Annotated in this window: 23 protein-coding genes; 10 read left to right on the top strand and 13 right to left on the bottom strand. The window is 65.8% G+C overall.

Annotated features, from left to right (window positions below; genetic code table 11):
- The first annotated feature begins 69 nt into the window (after window positions 1–69).
- Entirely contained in the window at window positions 70–549 is a 480-nt protein-coding gene (locus ACWEOI_RS12955) for a DUF7504 family protein (protein ID WP_433665867.1), read from the top strand.
- 81 nt (window positions 550–630) lie between these two features.
- Here the strand turns inward: ACWEOI_RS12955 and katG are convergent, their stop codons facing one another.
- Window positions 631–2853: a catalase/peroxidase HPI gene (katG, locus tag ACWEOI_RS12950; RefSeq protein ID WP_433665866.1), complete on the bottom strand. Its 2223-nt coding sequence runs from the start codon at window positions 2851–2853 to the stop codon at window positions 631–633.
- Window positions 2854–2888: 35 nt separating this feature from the next.
- A complete protein-coding gene (locus tag ACWEOI_RS12945; RefSeq protein ID WP_379100286.1) occupies window positions 2889–3302 on the bottom strand; it encodes a Fur family transcriptional regulator in 414 nt (137 codons plus the stop codon).
- 424 nt (window positions 3303–3726) lie between these two features.
- On the opposite strand from ACWEOI_RS12945, the gene ACWEOI_RS12940 reads away from it, so the two are divergent.
- Window positions 3727–4416: a DUF4232 domain-containing protein gene (locus tag ACWEOI_RS12940; RefSeq protein WP_452359713.1), complete on the top strand. Its 690-nt coding sequence runs from the start codon at window positions 3727–3729 to the stop codon at window positions 4414–4416.
- A 13-nt stretch (window positions 4417–4429) separates the two neighbouring features.
- Here the strand turns inward: ACWEOI_RS12940 and ACWEOI_RS12935 are convergent, their stop codons facing one another.
- The 3 genes from ACWEOI_RS12935 to ACWEOI_RS12925 all read right to left on the bottom strand — a co-directional run bounded on the left by ACWEOI_RS12935 (window position 4430) and on the right by ACWEOI_RS12925 (window position 6670).
- A complete protein-coding gene (locus ACWEOI_RS12935) occupies window positions 4430–4909 on the bottom strand; it encodes a hypothetical protein (protein ID WP_452359712.1) in 480 nt (159 codons plus the stop codon).
- A 21-nt stretch (window positions 4910–4930) separates the two neighbouring features.
- A complete protein-coding gene (locus tag ACWEOI_RS12930) occupies window positions 4931–5389 on the bottom strand; it encodes a MarR family winged helix-turn-helix transcriptional regulator (RefSeq protein ID WP_452359711.1) in 459 nt (152 codons plus the stop codon).
- 1014 nt (window positions 5390–6403) lie between these two features.
- The gene (locus tag ACWEOI_RS12925) at window positions 6404–6670 is read right to left on the bottom strand and encodes a hypothetical protein (protein WP_452360165.1); all 267 of its coding nucleotides are present in this window, start codon (window positions 6668–6670) and stop codon (window positions 6404–6406) included.
- Here ACWEOI_RS12925 and ACWEOI_RS12920 point away from each other — a divergent pair.
- Both ACWEOI_RS12920 and ACWEOI_RS12915 read left to right on the top strand, forming a co-directional pair.
- The gene (locus ACWEOI_RS12920) at window positions 6557–6880 is read left to right on the top strand and encodes a hypothetical protein (RefSeq protein ID WP_452360131.1); all 324 of its coding nucleotides are present in this window, start codon (window positions 6557–6559) and stop codon (window positions 6878–6880) included. The genes ACWEOI_RS12925 and ACWEOI_RS12920 overlap by 114 nt on opposite strands.
- Before the next feature lie 197 nt (window positions 6881–7077).
- Window positions 7078–7644 carry an NADPH-dependent FMN reductase gene (locus tag ACWEOI_RS12915; protein ID WP_452359710.1) on the top strand — a complete coding sequence of 189 codons (567 nt, stop codon included), beginning with the start codon at window positions 7078–7080 and terminating at the stop codon, window positions 7642–7644.
- Between the two features lie 145 nt (window positions 7645–7789).
- On the opposite strand, the gene ACWEOI_RS12910 is transcribed toward ACWEOI_RS12915, so the two are convergent.
- The 6 genes from ACWEOI_RS12910 to ACWEOI_RS12885 all read right to left on the bottom strand — a co-directional run bounded on the left by ACWEOI_RS12910 (window position 7790) and on the right by ACWEOI_RS12885 (window position 12213).
- Window positions 7790–8485 (bottom strand): alpha/beta fold hydrolase, encoded by a 696-nt coding sequence (locus tag ACWEOI_RS12910; protein ID WP_452359709.1) that lies wholly within the window; start codon window positions 8483–8485, stop codon window positions 7790–7792.
- Between the two features lie 264 nt (window positions 8486–8749).
- On the bottom strand, window positions 8750–9442 hold the full coding sequence (locus ACWEOI_RS12905) for an SDR family NAD(P)-dependent oxidoreductase (protein ID WP_452359708.1): 693 nt from the start codon (window positions 9440–9442) through the stop codon (window positions 8750–8752).
- Window positions 9443–9467: 25 nt separating this feature from the next.
- Window positions 9468–9884 (bottom strand): nuclear transport factor 2 family protein, encoded by a 417-nt coding sequence (locus tag ACWEOI_RS12900; RefSeq protein WP_452359707.1) that lies wholly within the window; start codon window positions 9882–9884, stop codon window positions 9468–9470.
- Window positions 9885–9912: 28 nt separating this feature from the next.
- On the bottom strand, window positions 9913–10392 hold the full coding sequence (locus ACWEOI_RS12895; protein ID WP_452359706.1) for an SDR family NAD(P)-dependent oxidoreductase: 480 nt from the start codon (window positions 10390–10392) through the stop codon (window positions 9913–9915).
- Window positions 10393–10562: 170 nt separating this feature from the next.
- On the bottom strand, window positions 10563–11195 hold the full coding sequence (locus ACWEOI_RS12890; RefSeq protein ID WP_452359705.1) for a TetR/AcrR family transcriptional regulator: 633 nt from the start codon (window positions 11193–11195) through the stop codon (window positions 10563–10565).
- Between the two features lie 109 nt (window positions 11196–11304).
- Window positions 11305–12213: a cupin domain-containing protein gene (locus ACWEOI_RS12885; RefSeq protein WP_452359704.1), complete on the bottom strand. Its 909-nt coding sequence runs from the start codon at window positions 12211–12213 to the stop codon at window positions 11305–11307.
- Window positions 12214–12288: 75 nt separating this feature from the next.
- On the opposite strand from ACWEOI_RS12885, the gene ACWEOI_RS12880 reads away from it, so the two are divergent.
- The 4 genes from ACWEOI_RS12880 to ACWEOI_RS12865 all read left to right on the top strand — a co-directional run bounded on the left by ACWEOI_RS12880 (window position 12289) and on the right by ACWEOI_RS12865 (window position 14822).
- Window positions 12289–13137 (top strand): NAD(P)H-binding protein, encoded by an 849-nt coding sequence (locus ACWEOI_RS12880; RefSeq protein ID WP_452359703.1) that lies wholly within the window; start codon window positions 12289–12291, stop codon window positions 13135–13137.
- Window positions 13134–13556, top strand: coding sequence for a VOC family protein (locus ACWEOI_RS12875; protein ID WP_452359702.1), 423 nt, complete (start codon window positions 13134–13136; stop codon window positions 13554–13556). Before ACWEOI_RS12880 ends, ACWEOI_RS12875 begins: the two co-directional genes overlap by 4 nt.
- A 135-nt stretch (window positions 13557–13691) precedes the next feature.
- Window positions 13692–14159 carry a nuclear transport factor 2 family protein gene (locus tag ACWEOI_RS12870; RefSeq protein ID WP_452359701.1) on the top strand — a complete coding sequence of 156 codons (468 nt, stop codon included), beginning with the start codon at window positions 13692–13694 and terminating at the stop codon, window positions 14157–14159.
- A gap of 291 nt (window positions 14160–14450) precedes the next feature.
- Window positions 14451–14822, top strand: coding sequence for a nuclear transport factor 2 family protein (locus ACWEOI_RS12865; protein WP_452359700.1), 372 nt, complete (start codon window positions 14451–14453; stop codon window positions 14820–14822).
- A gap of 234 nt (window positions 14823–15056) precedes the next feature.
- On the opposite strand, the gene ACWEOI_RS12860 is transcribed toward ACWEOI_RS12865, so the two are convergent.
- The gene (locus tag ACWEOI_RS12860) at window positions 15057–15836 is read right to left on the bottom strand and encodes an SDR family NAD(P)-dependent oxidoreductase (protein WP_452359699.1); all 780 of its coding nucleotides are present in this window, start codon (window positions 15834–15836) and stop codon (window positions 15057–15059) included.
- A gap of 161 nt (window positions 15837–15997) precedes the next feature.
- Here ACWEOI_RS12860 and ACWEOI_RS12855 point away from each other — a divergent pair, with 161 nt between their 5' ends.
- Window positions 15998–16672, top strand: coding sequence for a TetR family transcriptional regulator (locus ACWEOI_RS12855; RefSeq protein WP_452359698.1), 675 nt, complete (start codon window positions 15998–16000; stop codon window positions 16670–16672).
- 64 nt (window positions 16673–16736) lie between these two features.
- On the opposite strand, the gene ACWEOI_RS12850 is transcribed toward ACWEOI_RS12855, so the two are convergent.
- The gene (locus tag ACWEOI_RS12850; protein ID WP_452359697.1) at window positions 16737–18353 is read right to left on the bottom strand and encodes an FAD-dependent oxidoreductase; all 1617 of its coding nucleotides are present in this window, start codon (window positions 18351–18353) and stop codon (window positions 16737–16739) included.
- A 357-nt stretch (window positions 18354–18710) separates the two neighbouring features.
- Between ACWEOI_RS12850 and ACWEOI_RS12845 the strand changes: the two genes are divergently transcribed.
- Window positions 18711–21440: an AAA family ATPase gene (locus ACWEOI_RS12845; protein WP_452359696.1), complete on the top strand. Its 2730-nt coding sequence runs from the start codon at window positions 18711–18713 to the stop codon at window positions 21438–21440.

The raw sequence follows: 21440 nt of genomic DNA, 5'->3' as shown, positions 1-21440 counted from the left end.
CCGACAACCCCGGCCACGACAGGGCAGGCCCGCTGGCATGATCGAGGTTCCACGGCGAAAGGGGAGGGCATGCCCACGGGAACGATCGGCCGAATCCAGCGGCTGCGCAGTCTGATCGAGCATCCGCGCACCGGTGCGGCCGAACGCGCGGCCGCGCAACGCATGCTGGATCGGATACTGGCCAAGACCAGTCGGTCCGCCGCGCGCCCGGGGGAGCGCAGTTACGGTGCGCGCCACGCGCGTCCGGGTCGACACGCGAGCCTGTCGCGCATCGCGGAGATGATCACCGAGGACATCGCGGTGCTGAACGCTGTGCACGATGCTCCGGACCAGCTCACCTACGCGGTGGAAGCTCCTGCCGAGACAGGCATTCTGATCACGGTCGGCGCTGTGCCCCGCGAGTGGGCCACCGACGCTGACGGTTTCGACTCCGCGGCCTTGCGCGCCCTGGTCGATGAACTCACCGATCTGATGAACGCCTACAACCACGAGGGCACCGATGTGGCGCGCCGTTTCGTCGGCCGCGTCCGCACCCAAGTAGTCGACTGACCGATCCCCGAGACGCGCGATGCCCCCGAACCGGACGGTTCGGGGGCATCGTCTCAACCGGTCACACCGGCCGGATCAACCTCAGGCGAGGTCGAAGCGGTCCAGTTCCATTACCTTCGTCCAGGCCGCGACGAAGTCCTTGGCGAACTTCTCCTTGGAGTCGTCCTCGGCGTACACCTCGGCCAGGGCCCGCAGCTGCGAGTTGGAGCCGAAGGCGAGGTCGACACGGGAGGCGGTCCACACGGTCTTGCCGGTGGCGCGGTCGGTGCCGACGTAGCTGCTGTCCTCGGAGTCGGCCGGAGCCCACTTGGTGGACATGTCGAGCAGGTTCACGAAGAAGTCGGTCGAGAGCACGCCCGGCTTGTCGGTGAACACACCCAGCTGCGAACCGGAGTGGTTGGCGCCCAGGACGCGCAGACCACCCACGAGCACGGTCATCTCCGGCGCGGACAGGGTCAGCAGGTTGGCCTTGTCGAGCAGCAGGTACTCCGCGGGGACGCGGGTGCCCTTGCCGACCCAGTTGCGGAAGCCGTCGGCGGCCGGCTCGAGCGCGGCGAAGGACTCCACGTCGGTCAGCTCCTGGGTGGCGTCGGCGCGGCCAGCGCGGAACGGCACCTCGACGTCGAAACCGCCTGCCTGCGCGGCCTTCTCGACACCGGCGTTACCGGCCAGCACGACCAGGTCGGCGAAGGACACCGGCTTGCCGAAGTCGGCCTGGATGCCTTCGAGGACGCGGACCACCTGGGCCAGCTCGTCGGGCTGGTTGACCTCCCAGCCGGCCTGCGGCTGCAGGCGGATGCGGCCGCCGTTGACGCCGCCGCGCATGTCGGAGCCACGGTAGGACGAGGCCGCGGCCCACGCGGTGGAGACCAGCTGCGCCACGGTCAGGCCCGAGTCGAGGATCTTGGCCTTGAGGGCCTTGGCGTCGGCGTCGGAGATGAGCTCGTGGTCGACGGCCGGGATCGGGTCCTGCCACAGCAGGGTCTCCTCGGGCACCTCGGGACCGAGGTAGCGGACCTTGGGGCCCATGTCGCGGTGGATGAGCTTGTACCAGGCCTTGGCGAAGGCGTCGGCGAGCTCTTCGGGGTGCTCGAGCCAGCGGCGGGTGATCTGCTCGTAGACCGGGTCGATGCGCAGCGACAGGTCGGTGGTGAGCATCGTCGGCAGCTTGGCCGGGCCGTCGAAGGCGTCGGGGATGATCGCTTCGGCGTTCTTGGCGACCCACTGGTTGGCGCCGGCGGGGGAGGCCGACAGTTCCCACTCGTAACCGTAGAGCGTCTCGAGGAAGGTGTTGTCCCACTTGGTCGGGGTGGGGGTCCAGGTGACCTCGATGCCGGAGGTGATGGCGTCCTTGCCGACGCCGGTGCCGTAGCTGGACACCCAGCCCAGGCCCTGCTCCTCGAGCGGTGCGGCTTCGGGCTCGGCGCCGACGTGGTCGGCAGGGCCGGCGCCGTGGGTCTTGCCGAAGGTGTGGCCGCCGACGATCAGTGCGGCGGTCTCCTCGTCGTTCATCGCCATCCGGGCGAAGGTCTCGCGGATGTCGACCGCGGCGGCCATCGGGTCCGGGTTGGCGTTGGGGCCTTCAGGGTTGACGTAGATCAGACCCATCTGGACCGCGGCGAGCGGGTTCTCCAAGTCGCGCTTGCCGGTGTAGCGGGCGTCGCCGAGCCATTCGGTCTCCGGCCCCCAGTACACGTCCTCTTCGGGCTCCCACTGGTCGACGCGGCCGCCGCCGAAGCCGAAGGTCGGGAGGCCCATGTCCTCGATGGCGACGTTGCCGGCGTAGACGATGAGGTCGGCCCACGACAGCTTCTTGCCGTACTTCTTCTTGACCGGCCACAGCAGGCGGCGGGCTTTGTCGAGGGAGGCGTTGTCGGGCCAGGAGTTCAGGGGCGCGAAGCGCTGCATGCCAGCTCCGGCGCCGCCGCGGCCGTCGTGGATGCGGTAGGTCCCGGCGGCGTGCCAGGACATGCGGATGAAGAAGGGGCCGTAGTGACCGAAGTCGGCGGGCCACCAGTCCTGCGAGGTGTGCATGACCTCGACGATGTCGGCCTTGACGGCGGCCAGGTCGAGGGTCTTGAACTCGGCGGCGTAGTCGAAGCCCTCGTCCATGGGGTTGGCGACGGCCGGGTTCTTCTGCAGGATCTTCAGGTTCAGCTGGTTGGGCCACCACTGACGGTTGGCGTTACCGCCCTCGGCCGGGTCGGAATTCCGGTCGTGCAAGACGGGGCAGCCACCGGCGGCGGGTTCGGTATTGGCTTCACCGATGGGCGGGGTTTCAGGCACGGTGTGTCGTCCTTCCATGGATGTGATCTTGTTGTCGACCACGAGTGTGGCCGCTACTTGTTTTGTGTGGCAGCGGTTTTGGAGCATTCGGGGCACAAACCCCAGTAGATGACCTCGGCTTCGTCGAGCGCGAAGCCGTTGGTGTCGGAGGCGGTGAGGCAGGGGGCCTCGCCGACGGCGCAGTCCACGTCCGCGATGACGCCGCAGGTGCGGCACACGACGTGGTGGTGGTTGTCACCGACGCGGGTTTCGTAGAGCGCGACCGATCCCATGGGTTGGATTCGGCGGATCAGCCCCGCGGTGGTCAGGGCTTTGAGTACGTCGTACACGGCCTGGTGGGACACCCCGCCCAGGGTTTCGCGGACGAAGCCGAGGATGGTGTCGGTGTCGGAGTGGGGGTGGTCGTGCACAGCGGTCAGTACCGCGAGCCGCGGTGCGGTCACACGCAGAGCGGCCCCGCGCAACATGCGCTCGAAATCGGTGGACGTGGGCACAGCACGAAGTCTGCCCCTTTTTCTGGAATCAATCAAGTATTGGTTTCGGCGTGTGGGGGAATTCCCGGGGAAGCGGCCGATCTGAGGGCCTGTTCCAGACAGTAGGTGATTTTGTGGCCGGGGAGGGTGAACGATGTCCACGCGCGTCGTGCGGCGGTGGCGGGGGAGAAGCACCCCGTTCGGCCCCATCTTTTGGGGGCACAAAAAGATCAGGTGCCTGTTAACGGTTTCGCGAAGCGCACCCGGATCAGGGGTTTTCGCGGCAGTCTACGACGAACCACGTTGACCCACAGGCGATTCCACGGATTCCCTGCCCGAAGCCCCGTAACGGCCGCTCCGACCCCACTGATGTGGACCATGCATGTCTTTGGTCGGGTTTCGCATCTGGAGGTTTCTCATGGGAATCAAGTCACTGGTTGTCGCCGCACTCGCCGCGGGGGTCGCTCTCGGCACCACCGCCTGCGACCCGTCCGACACACCCAAGCCACTGCCCACCACGGCCCCCGCCGGCCAGACCACCCAACCCACCGCCCAACCGGGCCAGCCGGGCCAACCCACCCAACCGGGCCAGCCCACCCAGCCCGGCGGCAACACCCCCGGAACCACCGACGCCCCGGCCCCGACGACCGCAGCCCCGGCAGGGGACCCCACCACGACGGCCCCCACCGGCACCGCGAAATGCACAACGTCCCAACTGATCCTGGACAAGGGCCACGGCGGCCAGATCGGTGGAACCTGGTTCCTGAAGTTCATCAACAAGAGCTCCACCCCCTGCACCCTCGAAGGCTTCCCCGGCGTCTCCCAGACCAACGGCCCCCAGGGCGACCCGGTCGGCGAGCCCGCCGAACGAGACAAGGGCCCCCAGGCCCCGACGCCCACCTTGGTCACCCTGACCGCCAACGGCGGCGCCGCCCAGTTCGAATTCATCAGCTACCCCAAGCAGGTCAACGACTGCGCCGCCCTCCGCTCCAACACCCTGCGCGTCTACCCGCCCGACAACACCGAATCCCTCTCCCTGCCCTGGGACAACCTGATCTGCCCGAGCCCCCAGCGCATGCTCGTCGTCCGCGCGATCACGCCGATGTAGTAGGGGAGAGGCATCACTTCGGGCTCGCGGCCGTCCTTTCGCCGGCGGCCGCCGACCGTTCGTCTCGGCGGGCGGTCAGCCGGAGGCCGTCGCGGATATTGAGCGACATCAGCGCGATGTTGGTCGCGCCGGCGAGTAGTTCGAGCGCCTGGATGCAGTAGAAGGCGAGCGTGAACTGGCTGCGGCCGGCGAGGATGGCAAGGGTTATCGCGCAGGGAACCAGGATCAGGAGCCCGTTGGCCGCGATGATCGGCATTCGGCGTCTCTTCGCCAGGATTCTCGGGTTGGCGGAATCTCCGGCCAGTCGAAGACCGCTGGCTCCGGTGGCTGCCAGTGTGAGCACCAGGATGGGCAGTGCCCAGGGGATGGATTGTTTGACCGTTGTGACGGCGTGTTCGGATCCGCTGAGCTCGGTCACGACGGTCGCGAGCCAGAAGGTGAGGATGGTGGCCAATCCGAGGGCGCCGGCCAGCGGGTGGATGCGAGAGAGCATGGTGTACCTCTCTTCGGCGGGTCAGGTGGTGCGGGCGTGTTCGAGGTTGCCGATCGCCTGCGCGACCAAGCGCAATAGTTGCTCGCCCTGCTGCTGAGTGAACCCGGCGGTGGCGATCGCGTTGACCTCGGCGGCGGCAGTGGTCAAGGGGGCGTGCAGGTTTCGGGCTCGGTCGGTGAGGTGGATCTGCGCTCGCCGACCGTCGGCGGGGTCGGTGGTGCGCTGGATCAGGCCGTCGCGTTCCATGCGTTTGAGGGTGTGTGCCATGGTCGACTGATCGATGTGGACCTTCTCGCACAGTTCGTTCTGGGTGACACCCTCTTTCTCGTAGAGCGCGAGTAGCTGCGCGAATTGCCCGGGCACTACGCCGTGTTCGGCGATGTGATCGCGCAATGCCTGCTCCAGGAGTCGCGCGAGGTGGTTGACCAGGTATCCCAGTGAGGTTGTGCGATTGATCGGCTGCTTCTCGATCGGGTTCATGCCTGCCCTTCGTCGGCGCGTTCGGAGACCCACATTACATGGCTTGCCATGTAATGTGGCCTGGAACTCGGGATTGATCACTGGCCGGCCCGGATTGGACGCACTGGGGGCTGAAGTGGATTCCAGAGCACAGTCCGCGATGAGTAGGAGGGTGGATTCCCCAAGGAACCGTCGGGCGATACGGGTAAAGGCCGGCACGCGGCGAACCTGAGCGGTGGTTGAACCCAGCAAACTTCGCTCGACCACGCCAGCGCAGGAGAGACGATGGGTGAGCGCCAGACCCGGGGGTCGACACTTTGACTTAACATAATGTTGATTATCGGCGCGCTTACGGCGACGGTGTTGATCTTGAAAGATGTTGTGCGCGTTGTGTTGTCCGATCCGGAAAGAGTTGCGCGTAGTCCGCGGCGGGTGCGTGTGCTCCGAATCTGATGGATAAGTCCGGGGAAACCTGCGTGTTTGGCTGAGTATTCGCGTCAGGTTGCATAGTTATGCGCTGACTGGTTGTGTCACTGTGACGAATGTGACTGTTGGTGCGTGTGTGACTTCTTCCGCGACGTGCAGGTTTTTCTGGATTTCGGTCCCCGCTCGTCGTTGTCGTCGGATTGTCGGGTTTGGGGGCCTCTCCCCTGGGTTATGTTGTGTTGCAACAGTTTTCGCCGAAAATAGGTAACTATGTCGAGTTGAAGTGTCGGGATCCGTGCTCTGAGTGTCTAGCCGGACTCCCCCACAATGGATCTGCGGATTTGGTCGTCGACGTCAGCTTGTGTTGCCCGTGCTGGAGATCTACGCGCTGCGGCCGGTTGGGCGTCGCCGGTTCGTTTTCCGATGTCGGTGGGACGTTGGACTTCGGTCTGGGTTCCGTGCGGCTGCGGGTTGGATTCGGGCGAGTTGCCCACTGCTGGGTGGTGAGCAGGGACCACCCAGGGCGCATTACGTCACTGTGACGGCAGGGGTGTTGCTCGGGCGTCGCTGGGTGGCAACCCGGTTGCCACCCAGCGTGAAGCGACCTGCTTAGGCAGCGTCGGGGTTGTAGGCGGCCAGTGCGGCGAGGATGCGGGGTTCGAGGTCCTTCTTTGTCCAGGGGTGTGGTGACATCAGCCGACTGCGCAGCAGCCCCATTTCGACGGTGTGGGTGGCAATTTGGTGATTGTCGCAAAGGCCCCGATCGAGCGGGTAGCGGCGTTCGCGCAGGATAGGGGGTGGCGAAACATCCGACTGCTGTCTGCGGCGAACTGCAGTTTTCGCCGTGACTACGGGGGCGACGGTGCTGACGGCCACCCCGTGCCGATGCTGACCGTTTTCAAGCTCTGGCCCGACGGCACAATACGGCTGCACTGGGCAAGCGAACTCATGTTCGCACCAACGGATGATCCCGGGCAGGGCGCAAGTGGCATCGACACAGTGGAGCCGCTCTGGACACTGTTCGATCTGGCCACAACGCCCCGGTTCCGGCGCCGGCGAATTCGACACCTGCCCGCGAACTGGTGACGAAGCGGCGCGCCTGACTTCATCAACGGTTCAGCCACGGGCGGTCAATCCATTATCGCGGCGGCCGCTACCCGGGCCGGCGCGACCGCTGTGAAGTGCTACGTTGTCCATGCACTCTCGTCGATCGAGAACCGCCGTGCGTCAACGACGCTAGGCGCTCCGCACAGCGTCGGAAATCTCTGGTCAGGAGGCATCGCGTGAGTACCTACACGGTCGGCTACATCATCGGCAGTCTGTCCAAGGAATCCATCAACCGGACCCTGTCCAAAGCGCTGATCCGGCTGTCACCACCACAGTTGACGTTCACCGAGATTCCGATCAAAGATCTGCCGCTCTACAACCACGACTACGACGCCGACTACCCGCCGGAGGGCCGCGCACTAAAAGCTGCCATCACCGCCGTCGACGCCCTGCTGTTCGTCACGCCGGAATACAACCGCTCGATCCCGGGCGCGCTGAAGAACGCCATCGACTGGGCCAGCCGCCCATGGGGCGACAACTCGTTCACACTCAAGCCGTCCGCCGTCATCGGCGCCTCACCGGGCAAGATCGGCACCGCGATTGCTCAACTCAGCCTGCGCAGCGTCCTGGGCTACTGCAATTCCCCACAGATGACGTCCCCGGAGGCCTACATCCAGTTCCGCCCGGACGTTTTCACCGCGGACGGCGAAGTCCTCGACGACTCGACGAGGCAGTTCCTCACCCGGTTCATGGCGGATTTCAGCGCTTTCATCGACAGCATCCACGGCGTGGTACCCAGCTAGGCGGACCGGTCCGCCCGGACGGTGTTGCTCGGGCGCTGCAGTGGCCCGCATATGGACAGATGGACTTGTGATCGTGCCCATCGGCCAGACCATCGACTTCTCTACCGGTTCGGCGTTCGGGATCGGTGGCGGTTCGCCGGCTCGGCTACTCGCTCCGAATGGACGCCGCGGCGTCGCGGATGACGTCGAGAACGAACTCGGGATGCGACAGCATCGGGACGTGACTGCTGTCAATGTCGTAGGTCTTGGCGCCCATGCGTTTGGCCGCGGCACGTTCCAGTTCGGGATTCACGGTGCGGTCGTTGTTGGCGACGATGTACCAGCTCGGCTTGGTCTTCCAGGCAGTGCCCGGCACCTGCTGGTTGAACAGGTCGGCGTCCGGCACGGCGCCGGTGGCAAGGACGAGCCGCTGCTCGGCCTCGGGTAGGTCGCCGCAGAAGTCCGGGACGCCCGAGGGCTTCAGCCAGATGCGCCCGCCGCCGACTTCGATGTGATCGAACAGCGGGGTGCGGGCGAACTGGTTCTGCTGGTCCTGGGACGTCTCGTTCTCGTCGGGAGCGAGCGCCGCGATGAATACCAGCGCGCGGACGCGGTCGTGCATGCCCGCCTTGGTGACCAGGGTTCCGCCGTACGAATGGCCGACGAGCACGACCGGGCCGGGTACGTGGTCGATCGTGAAGTTGACGCACGCGACGTCGCTCTCGAGCGAATTGAGGCCGTGCTGCGAGGCGAACACCTCGTGCCCCTCCGCCTGCAGCGAGGGGATGAGCTTGCTGAAGCATGATCCGTCGGCCCACAGCCCGTGGGCGAATACGATGCTCGGCTTGGTCTGCGATGACATGCGCTGCTCCTTTGACGAAGGCCAGCCTTGGTCAGCCGTGAGCGACCTACCCGGCCGGCACAGATTCGCTTACATTCCGCAACACCATCTTTGAACAGAAGGACCGGCCAATCCTTCACATGTTCGGGTGATGCGCAGCCTCAGCAGCTCGGTAAAACGCCGTAACAGAGCCGGTCCTTCGCGCCCAAGAGAATACTCCCCGAATCGCCGCTGCCGTCACCTCAGTTCGGTGCGAGCACCACGAACCCTGCTTCGGACCTGCCGCTAGTGAAGGACCAGGCCTCCGTCCGCGATGACGGTTTGACCGGTCATGGCGGCTGCTTCGTCGCGGGCGAGCATTGCGACGACGGCCGCGGTGTCGTCAGGGATCAATGGCCTGGGCAGGGCCTGGTGTGTCGCGACGTCCTCGAACTCTGCTTCTGGGACGACAGTGGTGGCGGGTGTTCGGGTGAGGCCGGGGGCTACGGCCATCGCCGCGATGCCGTCGGGGCCGAGTCCGACGGCCATCGTTCGCATCATTCCGATCAGTGCGCCTTTGGAGGCGACGTAGGCGATCTGGTGGCCGCCGGCCGGGCGCCAGAAGGTGTTGGAGACGATGAAGATCAGGCGGCCGAAGCCGCGCTCGCGCATTCCGGGCACGAACGCCTGGGTGAGCAGCAGAGCGGACTCGACATTGACCGCCTGTACCTGACGCCAGACGTCGAGATCGAGTTCGTCGATCGGGGTGAAGGCGACCATGGCGGCGGCGTGGACCAGCACGTCGACTCTGCCGTACTGCGTCAGAACTGAACCGGCCGCCCGGCGCACTGCGTCGGGATCCGCGAGGTCGACGTGGACGTCTCCCTCGCGGTCGAGGACGACAACGGTGTGGTCGGCGGCGAGCGCTTTCGCGATTGCGCCGCCGATCGCCCCTGCTCCGCCCGTGACCACCGCGACTCGATTTCGGTTGGCGGACATCGCCTTACTCCTTCGATCCGTCGGGCTAGCCGAATGCGACACCGTCGAGCGCCTGGCCGAAGGCCAGCGGATTCCAGTATTCGCGGTAGTTGGTGATTTGCCCATCGCGCACGGTGACGAACGTCGCGTAAGCCATCTCGTACTTGTTGCCGTTGGGAACGACCTGGCCCCGCACGCTCCACTCGGCGATGACAGTGTCCGGCCGATCGGTCGAATAGACGGTGACCGAGTCGATCTCGTGGATGTCGATGATCTCGGGGTAATACCGCAGGTATTCGAAGATCGCCTCACGGCCGTCGAGTCGCGAGGGGAGGTCGCCGGGCGAGAAGGGGAACTCGACCACGACGTCCTCGGCGCACAGATCCGCCCAGGCTTGCATGTCCTTGGCGAGGAATGCGTCCAGGCTGCGCTGGAAGACGGCGGCGGGAGTTTTGTCGCTCATGGGTTTTCCGTTTCCGATCGGGGATTGTTCAGAAGCCGTAGGCGGGCAGGATCGCCCCGGAGACCGGAGCTCCAGGCTCGGTGACGAGGTGCACCAACTGATCGGCGATCTGCTCGGGGGTGGTCGCGTGGTCGAGCACCTCCGCCGGCAGGAACGAACGGTTGCGCGGATTGTCGATGAGTTGCGGCGCGACCGCGTTCACGCGAATCCCCGAGGCCCGCAGCTCGTGGTTCAACACCACGACGAGATGATTCAGCGCCGCCTTGCTGAGGCTGTAGGCCGCGATACCCGCCTCGGCATCGGTGCCGAAGCGCGAGGACACGAAGGCAATCGACCCGCCGCCCGCCGACTGCATGTGCGGTGCGACCGATTGCGTCAACCACAGTGCCGGCCCCAGATTCACGTCCATCATCTGGCGAAGCTGGTCGGGCTTGGTGGACAGGGCATCCCCCATGCCGTACATGCCGATCGTATTCACCAGCACCCAGGTCCATGAAGCCCTGGACATCCATGACACTGCCCTCGGCCGCGTGGTACGCCGCCCGCACCACGACCTCTGCGTTGCTGGTCATCACAACTCCTCAAGAAGTAAAACATATGCTTGATTAAGTTTGTGATCGGGCGAGCGGGGATGTCAAGCATTCGTTTGATTTGCTTGATGACCTGCTTGTAGCCGGCTCAAGCGGTGAGACTGCGCCCCTGGAAGGCTCCGGTCACCACTGGCACGACGAGCCGCTCGATCTCGGCGGGTGACTGGGTGGCCAACTCGTTCCCGATCGGAGCCAAAGCCAGCCAATTCAGCAAACCCGCCGCGGCTCTGGTGCGGAAGGTCAGCTCTCCCCTATCGACCTCGGGTAGGCGTGCGGTCATGACTCGCAGGGCATGGGCGCGGCTCTGCTCGAACTTGCCGGCCAAGCGGTCCCAGCCGGACGGCGGGTCGATTCCTGCGCGTGCCACTGTTCGCATGACCGCCAGCTCCTCGCCGCCGGCCGCCAATGCTCGCATCATCGGGTGGGCGAAGGCCGCAGCCAGCTCGGAGAGGGTCGCGGTCGAGACGAGCGCGGCGAGTTCCTTGTTCTGCGCGTCCAGGTACTGTTCCAGCGCCTCTTCGATCGCCGCGTCGCACAGCGCCTGCAGGGATCCGAAGTGATAGCTGACCGAGGCGACGTTGGCTCCCGCGTTCTGGGTGATCTCCCGTAGGGTCGCACCCTCGCGGCCGCGCCGGGCGATCACATCCAGCGCGGCGGTCAGCAAACTGCCGCGGGTGCGCTGACCGGCTTCCCGGCGTAGATCGGCCTTCTCGGACTGCATCGCTAAAGTCAATCAGCTGCTTGAATAGACTGTCAAATGGCCTCCACCTGCGGGGCGGCGCCATTCGGAGCTGATCTTGCATCCACAAGAGTTGTTGGGCTGCAACGACCTAGCCGGGCTCAGTGGCGTTCGCCTCGCGCCAGCGCCCTGGCGGTAGACCGTGGTGTCGCCGAAACGTCGCCGCGAAGGCGTTGGGTGAGGTGTAACCGGTCCTGCGGGCAATCTGGTCGAGGGTGAGTTCTCCGGCCAGGAGGTAATCGCGGGCGAGGGTCAGGCGCCAGTCCGTCAGGTACTGCATCGGGGTCTGACCCAGCGCGCGCTCGAACTTGCGGACGAACGTCGGGCGCGACATCGCGGTGAGTTGAGCGAGCTGCGGGACCGTCCAGCCGCGGTCGGGTTCCTCATGCATCGCACGCAATGCCTGGCCGAGCCGAGGATCCTCGGCAGCGTGGTACCAGCGCGGCGCGCTGGAACTCTGCTCGTAGGACGCGCGTAGGACGAGGACGAGTAGAACGTCGAGGAGCCGGTCGAGAACGGTCTGGCCGCCGGGTGCCGAGCGTTCGAGTTCCCGCGAGATCAGGGATACGACGTCGTGTGCCTGGTCATTTGCTGACGGCCGGATGACGAGTACGGGCGGGAGCGCCTGGATCAGGCTGCGGCCGACATCACCGGAGAGACGGTATGCGCCGCACAGGAAGACCGATGCCCCGGGATCGCCTTCGTCGACTGCCGACGTCCGTGCCCAGAACCGTTCGTGGGAGACGCATCTGGCCGGATTCGGCTCGTCGGCGATGTGGTGGTCGCGCCCGCCGACAGCGATCGCGAGGTCGCCCGGCAGTAGGCGATGGGCTTCGGTGGCGTCGTCGAGCCAGATCCATGCATGACCGCGCAAAACCGTGTGAAGCGAGAGTTGGATGGAGCCGGGCAAGGTCAGGCCCCACGGCGGCACGGCAGCCGAGCGCGCGAAGACCGCGCCTGACGCTCGAGCCCGCATGAGGTAGTCCTGCAAGACGTCCACCGTTTGATCGTATCGCGTTGCTATTCGAGCGCATTGCGCATTGATATGAGCATGGCGGCAGCACAGGCTGGATCCATGCATGAAACCCTGCCTGCGGTCCTCGTCCTCGGAGCAACCGGCAAGACCGGCTCCCGCGTGGTTTCCGATCTCGCGAGCCGTGCGATCCCTGTCCGCTCGGCCGCGAGGTCCGGCACCGACATCTCCTTCGACTGGGGCGACCACGAAACCTACGCCCCGGCAGTGGAATCCATCGACCGTGTCTACTTGGTGGCGCCCGTCCTGCGCACCGACTTCGCGCCGGACGTCTCGGCGTTCCTCGACGCCGCCGAGGCCGCCGGGGTCGAGCATGTGACATTCCTCAGCGCGTACGGGATGGAACACGCACCCGAACAGGTGGCCACGCGGGCAGTCGAACTCGACCTGATCGGTCGCAGCCGGGTCAACCACACGATTCTGCGGCCGGCGTGGTTCATGCAGAACTTCAGCGAGACGTTCCTGCGGCCGATCGACGGCGCCATCGTGGTGCCCACCGGCACCGGCTCCGAGGCGTTCGTCGACGTCGAGGACATCGCGGCCGTCGCCGCGAACGTGCTGGCCGATCCACGGGCGCACGCTGGAGCGGCCTACAGTCTGACTGGCCCGCAAGCCCTCACCGTTGCCGAGGCCGCCACCATCATCGGCCGGGCCACCGGCCGATCGCTCGTCCACCAGGACTTGGACCGCGAGACATGGATCGCCGGTGTCCTGGCAACCGGCGTCCCCGCCGAATACGCAGCAGTCCTGCGCCAATTGACGGAAACGGTCGCGGCGGGCAATGGTTCGCGGCCCGATCCCACTGTCGAGCGAATCACCGGCCGCCCCGCACGAACCTTCGACGAGTTCGCCCAGGCCAACGCCTCCGCATGGAAGGAGGAGGCACAGTGATCGACCACGTCTACATCTCCGTCACCGATATCGAGCAGGCACTGGCCTTCTACCTCGCAGCCCTCGCCCCGGCGGGCTGGCGCGCGTTCGGTAACTACAACGCATCCTCCGGGCCGGAGAACCTGCCTGACCTGTTCGGTATCGGCGACGCCGACTACATTTCCGGAGCAAAGGTCGGCTCGAGCCTTTGGCTGCGGAAGCGCGAGTCCGGAGAGGCGGGCCTCTACCTCGGAATCGTGTGCGACAGTAACGAAATGGTCGACGCCGCCTATGGCGCGGCCCTCGAGGCAGGCGGAATCGACGAAGGTAAACCCGCGGACCGAACCTACTTCGCACCCGGCTACTACGCTGCCAATGTGCGCGACAGCGACGGAAACCGCATCGAGTTCGTCCATAAAGCCTGGAACACAGCACGGTAGACGTTCAGGACGGCGAGCCAGACTCGGTGTCCCAATCGGCAGAGATGTGCGACCAGCCAGGGAAGCCGCTGGTGGAGGTGGTGGATCTGCTGGCGGACTCGAGCCTGGCCAGAATCAGCGGAAGGAGCTCGTGACATGGCAATTCATGCTCAAATCACTGGGAGCGAAGCGGCTGATCGGCTCGCGATCCGCGAGCTCGTCGACGCCTATGCATACTGCGCCGACCGACGTGACGCCAATGGACAGATGGCGTTGTTCACCGAGGACATGCATTTCGTCGTTTACATGGACGCACGTAATGCGGAACCGTCGCAGGAGCTCAATAGCCGCGAATCCCTCGCACCGGTGTTCGACGCCCTCAACGCTTACGCCGCCACCATGCACTTCAACGGACAGAGCACGATCGAGCTGTCCGGCGACCGCGCGACCAGCGTTACTTATTGCATGGCCCAGCACTTGACCGAGAACGCCGACGGGTCACGCTCACTCATGACCGCTTGGATCCGATATCTCGACACCATGGTCAAACAGGACGGAGGCTGGTTGTTCGCCGAGCGCAATCTCATCGTCGACTGGACCGACACCCGGTCCAGCACTCCCTGACTGTCGCGGCACCTCGTGATCGCGAAAATCTAACTTATACAAGTTAATTCGCTTCTTGCCGCAGCCGGGCGCTTGGGGTCGGCCTGGTAAGTGTGAGCCCGAATCAAACAGGCCGGCTGCGCGTCGAAGCGTTCGTTCCCGGTTTCCTCATCGCTGATGTCTGCGCGACGCAGGTGGCAACAGTCTGGAGGTCGCCCATAAGGCATGGAAGGCGGCATGGTCCTTGGCCGTGCCGACCCGGTGATGGATGATCGGCAGCGACGTTGACACCGGGATCGGAAGGGATTCGCCATGGCCAGTTCGCCCGCCGAGCTCATGCGGCGCAACCTGCTCGACGTCTTCAACGAACCCGACCCGGCGCGCCGGGCCGCCGTGATCGCCGAGATCTACACCCGCGATGTGGTGTGGCACGAACCGGATCGGATCAATCAGGGACGTACCGAATTCGAGCGGCGGGCCGCGGAGATGCTGGCCGAGAACCCCGACTGGGTCTTCTGGCCCGCGGGCCCGGCGTCGGGACTCGACGACATCGGTCACCTCGGCTTCCATTACGGGCCGCCCGACCGGCCCCCGATGGTCAGCGGGATGGACATCGCCCGGGTCGAGGACGGCCGTATCGCCGAGCTGTACACCCTCGTCACGGAGATCCAGCCGCCGTCCTGACGACACGGTGGTCGATACTCAGGACGGTCTGGGAACGGCCAGGTAGGTCGACGAACACTCGTATTGACCGATGAGCCAGGCGCTGCGGTGAAGCTGTTCGATGTCTGGCCGGGTAATGGTGCGGTCGAACGCAATCCGCTGCTCACGCATTGATGCCTGGGCGTAGCGTCCAGGCATCGCATGCGGCTGCCGTTCTCGCCGATACGCGGGTCGTGTCCACGGTCGGCCCGCCGGCTACTTGGCTTGGAATCCGCCGTCGATGTTGAGGATGGCGCCGGCTACGAACGAGGACTGGTCCGACAGCAGCCAGTGGATGCCGGCGGCGATCTCTGCCGGCTGTCCCATCCGGCCCATCGGGTGCATGTCCCGGATGGTGTCCTCGTCGTACTGGCCCAGAGTGATTGCGCGGGCGATGATGTCGGTCTTGATCGCGCCCGGCGCCACCGCGTTGACCCGCACACCCTGACCGGAATACTCGATCCCTGCGGTCTTGGTCAGGCCCACCACCGCGTGCTTGGTCGCGGCGTAGGGGCCGCTGAACGGAATCCCGTTGAGCCCGGCGATCGAGGCCAGGTTCACGATCGCGCCGCCGCGCCCGCTGTCGAGCATCTCCTTGATCTCCCGCTGCATGCACAGGAACAGTCCCATGACGTTCGTGGACAGCATCTCCTGGAATTTCGCCGGGTCCGCCTCGACGATCGTCTTGGTCTCGTGGGCAAGGCCGGCGTTGTTCACCGCGTAGTCCAGCCGCCCGAACTCGCGCATGACCGAGTCGAACAGGTCGGTGATGCTGTCCGGCGAGTCCACGTCCACGACCACGAACGAGGCGCTTCCGCCACCGGCGGTCAGTTCTCGCACGGTCGCTTCCCCGACGTCCTTACGCCGGCCGGTGATCACGACGTGTACGCCGTCGGCCACCAGCAACCGCGCGGTCTCCTTCCCGATACCGGTCGCGCCGCCGGTGATCACAGCAACCTTCGCATCGCTGACCTTGGTGTCGTTGTCCGTGCTCATGGTTCCCATCTCCTGGTTCTCGGTGTTTCCGCACTGTTCGTGCGTTGTCACCAATTTAAGAGACCGCTGGTCTCTTAACAAGAGACCAGCGGTCTTTTATTTATGTGACGCGCATCACAACATTAAGAGACCGGTGGTCTGCTGTGCCGTATTCTGGGGCTATGTCCGAGACATTCCAGCGCGCACGCAGCGACGAGCAGCGCGAGCTCCGCCGCGCCTCGATCCTGAGCACGGCCTCCGCGATGCTGCGCGAAGCACCGGTCTCCGACCTGACGTTGAACGAGTTGGCCCGCCGGGCAGGCATGGCGAAGTCGAACGTGTTCCGCTACTTCGAGTCACGCGAGGCCGTCCTGCTCGACCTGCTGGCCTCCGAACTGGACCAGTGGCTCACCGCCGTGCGGGCGGCTTCGGAACGTCACGGCACCGCCGGAGTGGACCAACGCCGCACGCACCTCGTCGCAGCCCTCGTCGACACCCTCACACAGCGCCCGGTGGTCTGCGACCTGCTCAGCGCCCAAGCAAGCGTCCTGGAACGGAACGTCTCACCGGCCGTCGCGGCCACCTACAAGCGCACGATGATCAGCGATCTCCATGAGCTCGCCGACATCGCGCGGGGCCGGCTCCCCGAGCTCGACACCGACGCCGCACGCGAATTCGCCGCGACCGTACTCATGATGTCGGGGGCCGTCTGGACCCACTCCCAGCCGTCCGCGGCAATGAAGACCGCCTACGAGCACGATCCGGAGTTGGCTTCGATGGCAATGGAATTCAGCCCGACGCTGAGCCGCATGCTGGATGTGTCTCTCATGGGCTTGCTCTCGGAACGGCTGGCCTGAAGTCCGGGCTGATCCCCTCGTCCTCGAACCGGTCCACCAGGTCTTGTCCGGAGAGGCCGGTGTATCAGCTTGTGAGGCCCAGGTATTGGTGGATGGAACGCACGCAACTCGCACCGTCGCCGACAGCGGCGGCGACACGCTTCATGGATCCGGCCCGGACGTCTCCGACCGCGAAGATCCCCGGCTCACTGGTCTCGAACGGCAGTGGGACACGGCTGAGCGGGTTCCATCCGGCACTGCTCTCGATCGCATGCAGTGCGGAGTCGGTCAGGATGAATCCATCGGCATCGAGTTGGATGCCATCAAGCCAGGAGCTTGCCGGGTCCGCACCGATGAAACAGAACAGAGCCGAACAGTCCAGCGCGTCAACGTGGTTGGTGCCGCGGTCCTTCACGGTGATCCCTGCGAGGTCGCGGTCCCCGGCCAGCGCGGTGACTTCGGACTCGAGCCGGACCTGGATGCGGGAGTCCGCGTCGATGCGGTGTGCGAGGTAGGCCGACATCCCGGCATAGAGATCGTTCGATCGCACGACCAGGGTGACCTGGCAGCCGCGATCGGCGAGGAACAGCGCTGCCTGCCCAGCGGAGTTGGCGCCGCCCACGACGGCGACGGGCCCGGCCTCACACAGCCGCGCTTCGGCTTCGGTGGCCGCGTAGAAGATCCCACGGCCTTCGAACTCGTGCCAGCGAGGCAGGTTCAGGGTTCTGAAGCGGGCCCCGGTCGCGACGACGACAGTGCGGGTCTGGACCGTGGTCCGATCGGAAAGCGAGACCTCGAAGGTTCCGTCGACGGGGTGCACCGATTCCACGATGCACGGGCTGGCGATGCGCGCACCGAACTTCTGGGCTTGAATCATCGCGCGCCCGGTCAATTCGGTTCCGCTGATGCCGGACTCGAATCCCAGGTAGTTCTCGATGCGTGAACTCGCACTGGCCTGCCCGCCGACGGCGACCGCCTCGAACACCATCGTCCGCAAGCCCTCGGAGGCGCCGTAGACCGCGGCTGCCAGACCAGCGGGGCCGGCCCCGACCACGACCAAGTCGACGATGTCCGCCGCGCTCGCCGTAGTCGTCGGCGTATAGGTCAAGTTCATGGCCTGCGCGAGCAGCGCCGACGTCGCGTTGGGAATGAGACCGGTGTGCGTCGTGACGATCGGCAGCTGGCCCGGTGAGATATCGAGCGACTGTGCGAGGGCTCGCCCGGAATCGGAGTCGATGTCGATCCACGTGTGCGCGATCCTGGAGCGCACGGCCCAGGTCCGCAGCGCCAGCGATTCTCGCGACTGCCCGCTGCCCAGTATGCGCACGCTGAGCGCGCCTTCCCCGGTCTGCAATTCGTAGCGGCGCTGGAGAAATGAGCGCAGGATGAGGTCGGAGAGCGCGGTGTCCTCTGCCATCAGGCGGCGAAAGTTCGCGGGATCGATGCGGATGATCTCGCCGTCGGCGGTGGCGCGCGTGGTGAGATACACCGCCTGCCCGGTGATCAGGTTGAGCTCGCCGAGGAAGCGCCGCGGTGGCGCCTCGGCCACGACCGCTTCGGCTTGGTCATCGTCGGCCTCGCGCACGATTTCCGCCGATGCCGTATCGAGGACGATGAAGTCGTAGACCAACTGGCCTGTGGAGACCAGAACCTCGCCGCCGCGGACCTTCTCGCTGATGCCGTAGCCGCGCAGCCGATCCACCTGCTCGGCACTCAGCTCGGGGAACGCCGCCACCTGGGTATCCGACATCGCATCCGGCCTTCGTCGTGGGATCTGCTTCGGCCCATCCTCTGTGATGGCGCGCTGGCGCCGACATCACATGAATAGGTTATGCCGGTGTTTCGCCGGCGCGCGCGATGCTGAATTCCCTCGTGGTCGAGGCGGCGGCGAGTACACGCGGTGAGGAGGCCGGCATGACGATGAGGTTGCGCGACTCGATGGAAAGCATCAGAGCGCTGATCGAATCTGCAATATTGGGATAGCAGGTGTTGACGTCGCACGTGACCGGCCGACACCGGTCGGGCGCGGTTCAGCGACGGTCGAACCGGAGGAGGCGCGATGCGATCGGGATCGTTGTGGGGACGGACCGAACTGATGGCCCGCGCACTCGCTGTCGTACGCAGTGCCCGTCGGCACGAGCTGGGTGCAGTGGTGACGATCGGCGGGCCGGCCGGGATCGGCAAGACCGCGCTGGCAGCCGAGATCTGCCGCCAAGCCGCACGCACCGGTCTGCGAGTCATCGACGGGCGATGCGATGAAATACAGCAGGTCTCGCCGGGAGCTCCCCTGATCGCGATGCTGCGGACCGGACGGGATCCGCTGATCAGCCGCTCGGACTACGCGCAGCTGATACGCGCGGCGAGAGAGCCGCTGCTCGCGGTGGACCACATTGCCGATCATCTGGAGGTCGCTACCGAGAGCGGACCGCTGCTGATATCGGTGGACGATCTTCACAATGCCGACGCCACGAGTCGATTCCTGTTACGCGCGCTGATCCCACGTACCGCTTCGATACCGATCGTCTGGGTGCTCGCGGGTCGCGACGACGCGGTCCTGGACGATCTTGTCGGGCCCGATTGCATCCGGGTCGAGCAGCTGCGTCTGTCGGTGCTCCCCACACCCGACCTGATCGCTCTGGCTGCCGACCGCCTCGGACGTGATCCTGAGGGAAACCTGATTCGATACCTCGATGCGACCGGTGGCAACCCTGGACTGGCATGTCGGCTCATCGACCGTGTAGCGCGCGGTGAATCCGATTCCGTCCCCGCTGAATTCGCCGCCGCCGTCTCCGGTCGACTCGCCCGAACCGATGAGGCGACCGGAGACGTGGTGCGCCTGCTGGCCATCGCCGACAGGCCGCTGCGGATGGGCGAGATCGCGGCGCTGCTGCCCGGCAGTGCCGACCATGCAAGGTTGATCAGCGAAGCCCTCGAATCCGGATTGGTCAGCGCGGCCGGTGAGTCCCTGACCTGTCGCCACGCACTGGTCCGGAATGCGATAGCCGACTCCGTCCCTGATCGTGCGGCGCGGCGAGTCCATCGGGCCTTGGCGTCGTACTACCTCACCGATGCCGACCAGCCGCTGCTGGCGGCAATCCATGCCCGCGCGGCCGCGGAACCCGGCGACCTGCACACTGCGACGATATTGCTCGCGGCCGCAGAAGCGTTGGTCGCTGTCGACGCGGGCAACGCCGGAGAACTCGCGGTACTCGCCATGCGTACGTTTCCGTGCTGGGACCGCGCGTGGCCAGAGCTGAGTCAACGCTGCCTGTCGGTGCTTCGCCGCACACAGCGGACGACCGACGTCATCTCCGCGGCCGAGTTGATCCTGGCGCGCGTCGACGATGGGAATGTGATCGGGGCCGTAGAGACCGACGCCGCGCACGCACTGTGGTTGAGCGGTCGGATCACCGAACTCGTCGAACGGACGGACAAGGTGCTGGCACACGCGAAACTGGCTCCGCCGATCGAGGCGCGATTGCTTTCAGCGCGTGCACTGGCCAACACCCGTATCCGAAGCGGCGAGCAAGCCGCGGCCGAGGCGCGCGCGGCGCTCGAGAATTCCACGATCGTCGACGATCGCGAAGCCATGATGCTCGCACTGCAGGCCGCCGGTGAGGCAGCCAAGAACGAAGGGCGACACGAGAACGCACTGCGGCACTTCAGGGAGCTGCGCTCGCTGCTCGGATCTTCGTGCGTCGCGGAGGAGATCACCGAACTGCAGATCCTGGACCGTTTCGATCACGCCCAGACAATGCTGGACCAAGTGACGCGCACCGATGGGATCAATCCTGGATTAACGGTGCCCGCGTTGCATTGTGCCCAGATGTGGCAGCACTTCTACCTGGGGCGTTTCGAGGAGGCCGACCGCGCCGGGCGGGCGCTGGCCGAATCAGGACGTCAGCTCGGCAATGCCGAACATGCTCTCGATGCCGCCCTGGCTCGTACCGCGGTCGCACTGTTGCGCGGCGACGTCACCTCCGCCACCGCCCGCATGAGCCTGGCCGACGAACTCGTCGACGCGACAGACGGAGTCCGCCGGCCCGCCTTGAACATGATGCGCGGGTGGCTCGCGGCCGGGCAGGGCGACCTCGACGCCGCCCTGCGCATTCTGCAACCTGTCGTCGCGGGAGCGGGCGAGGAATACAACTACTGGCCGCTGTGGCCATGTTGGAGCGGCTTGTTCTTCGATTTCGGCGCCATGGCCCGCGACGACCAATTCGCCGCCGACGTGGTGGCGACTGCGGAGCTCGCCGCGGCGCGAAACCCGGAGGTGGCCAGTTTCGTAGGCACTGCGATGAACCTGCGCGGTTGCTACAAGGACGATCTCGAGACTCTCGCGGAGTCTGTTCAGGTGCTCGACCGCAGTCCGCGGCCGATGTTGCGGGCCCGAGGAGCCGAATCGTACGGGCGGGCGCTGCTGGCGATCGGCGAAACTCCGGCTGGACTCGCCGAGCTCGACCGGGCCTGGGACACATACCATCTGGTAGGCGCCGCATTCTGCGCAACCGGGGTCGAACAGACGATGCGTGAGTTCGGCGCGCGGCGCGCGAAGTGGTCCACCGGTGAACCCGCGGCCGCGGCAGTGTCCGGGTGGGAATCGCTGACCCCTGCCGAACGCAGGGTCGCGGCGCTGATCGCGGCGGGCCATACGAACAAGTCCGCAGCGATCGACCTGGGCGTCTCCGTCAATACCGTTGGTACCCATATGCGTTCGGTGTTCACCAAGCTCGGCGTCCGTTCCCGGGTACAGCTGGCCAACGTGGTGAACAAGGAAGCAGCACACTGA

It is taken from the genome of Nocardia sp. NPDC004340, assembly GCF_053602575.1.
This window is presented reverse-complemented; position numbering and strand designations above follow the sequence as displayed.

Bases quoted from the DNA above. Each gene is read 5' to 3' on its own strand.
- ACWEOI_RS12855 (WP_452359698.1), top strand. From the start codon at position 15,998: ATGTCCGAGACATTCCAGCGCGCACGCAGCGACGAGCAGCGCGAGCTC.
- ACWEOI_RS12945 (WP_379100286.1), bottom strand. From the start codon at position 3,302: ATGTTGCGCGGGGCCGCTCTGCGTGTGACCGCACCGCGGCTCGCGGTA.
- ACWEOI_RS12900 (WP_452359707.1), bottom strand. From the start codon at position 9,884: ATGAGCGACAAAACTCCCGCCGCCGTCTTCCAGCGCAGCCTGGACGCA.
- ACWEOI_RS12930 (WP_452359711.1), bottom strand. From the start codon at position 5,389: ATGAACCCGATCGAGAAGCAGCCGATCAATCGCACAACCTCACTGGGA.
- ACWEOI_RS12955 (WP_433665867.1), top strand. From the start codon at position 70: ATGCCCACGGGAACGATCGGCCGAATCCAGCGGCTGCGCAGTCTGATC.
- ACWEOI_RS12870 (WP_452359701.1), top strand. From the start codon at position 13,692: ATGGCAATTCATGCTCAAATCACTGGGAGCGAAGCGGCTGATCGGCTC.
- ACWEOI_RS12865 (WP_452359700.1), top strand. From the start codon at position 14,451: ATGGCCAGTTCGCCCGCCGAGCTCATGCGGCGCAACCTGCTCGACGTC.
- ACWEOI_RS12845 (WP_452359696.1), top strand. From the start codon at position 18,711: ATGCGATCGGGATCGTTGTGGGGACGGACCGAACTGATGGCCCGCGCA.
- ACWEOI_RS12895 (WP_452359706.1), bottom strand. From the start codon at position 10,392: ATGTCCAGGGCTTCATGGACCTGGGTGCTGGTGAATACGATCGGCATG.
- ACWEOI_RS12890 (WP_452359705.1), bottom strand. From the start codon at position 11,195: ATGCAGTCCGAGAAGGCCGATCTACGCCGGGAAGCCGGTCAGCGCACC.
- ACWEOI_RS12880 (WP_452359703.1), top strand. From the start codon at position 12,289: ATGCATGAAACCCTGCCTGCGGTCCTCGTCCTCGGAGCAACCGGCAAG.
- ACWEOI_RS12910 (WP_452359709.1), bottom strand. From the start codon at position 8,485: ATGTCATCGCAGACCAAGCCGAGCATCGTATTCGCCCACGGGCTGTGG.
- ACWEOI_RS12940 (WP_452359713.1), top strand. From the start codon at position 3,727: ATGGGAATCAAGTCACTGGTTGTCGCCGCACTCGCCGCGGGGGTCGCT.
- ACWEOI_RS12935 (WP_452359712.1), bottom strand. From the start codon at position 4,909: ATGCTCTCTCGCATCCACCCGCTGGCCGGCGCCCTCGGATTGGCCACC.
- katG (WP_433665866.1), bottom strand. From the start codon at position 2,853: ATGGAAGGACGACACACCGTGCCTGAAACCCCGCCCATCGGTGAAGCC.
- ACWEOI_RS12905 (WP_452359708.1), bottom strand. From the start codon at position 9,442: ATGTCCGCCAACCGAAATCGAGTCGCGGTGGTCACGGGCGGAGCAGGG.
- ACWEOI_RS12860 (WP_452359699.1), bottom strand. From the start codon at position 15,836: ATGAGCACGGACAACGACACCAAGGTCAGCGATGCGAAGGTTGCTGTG.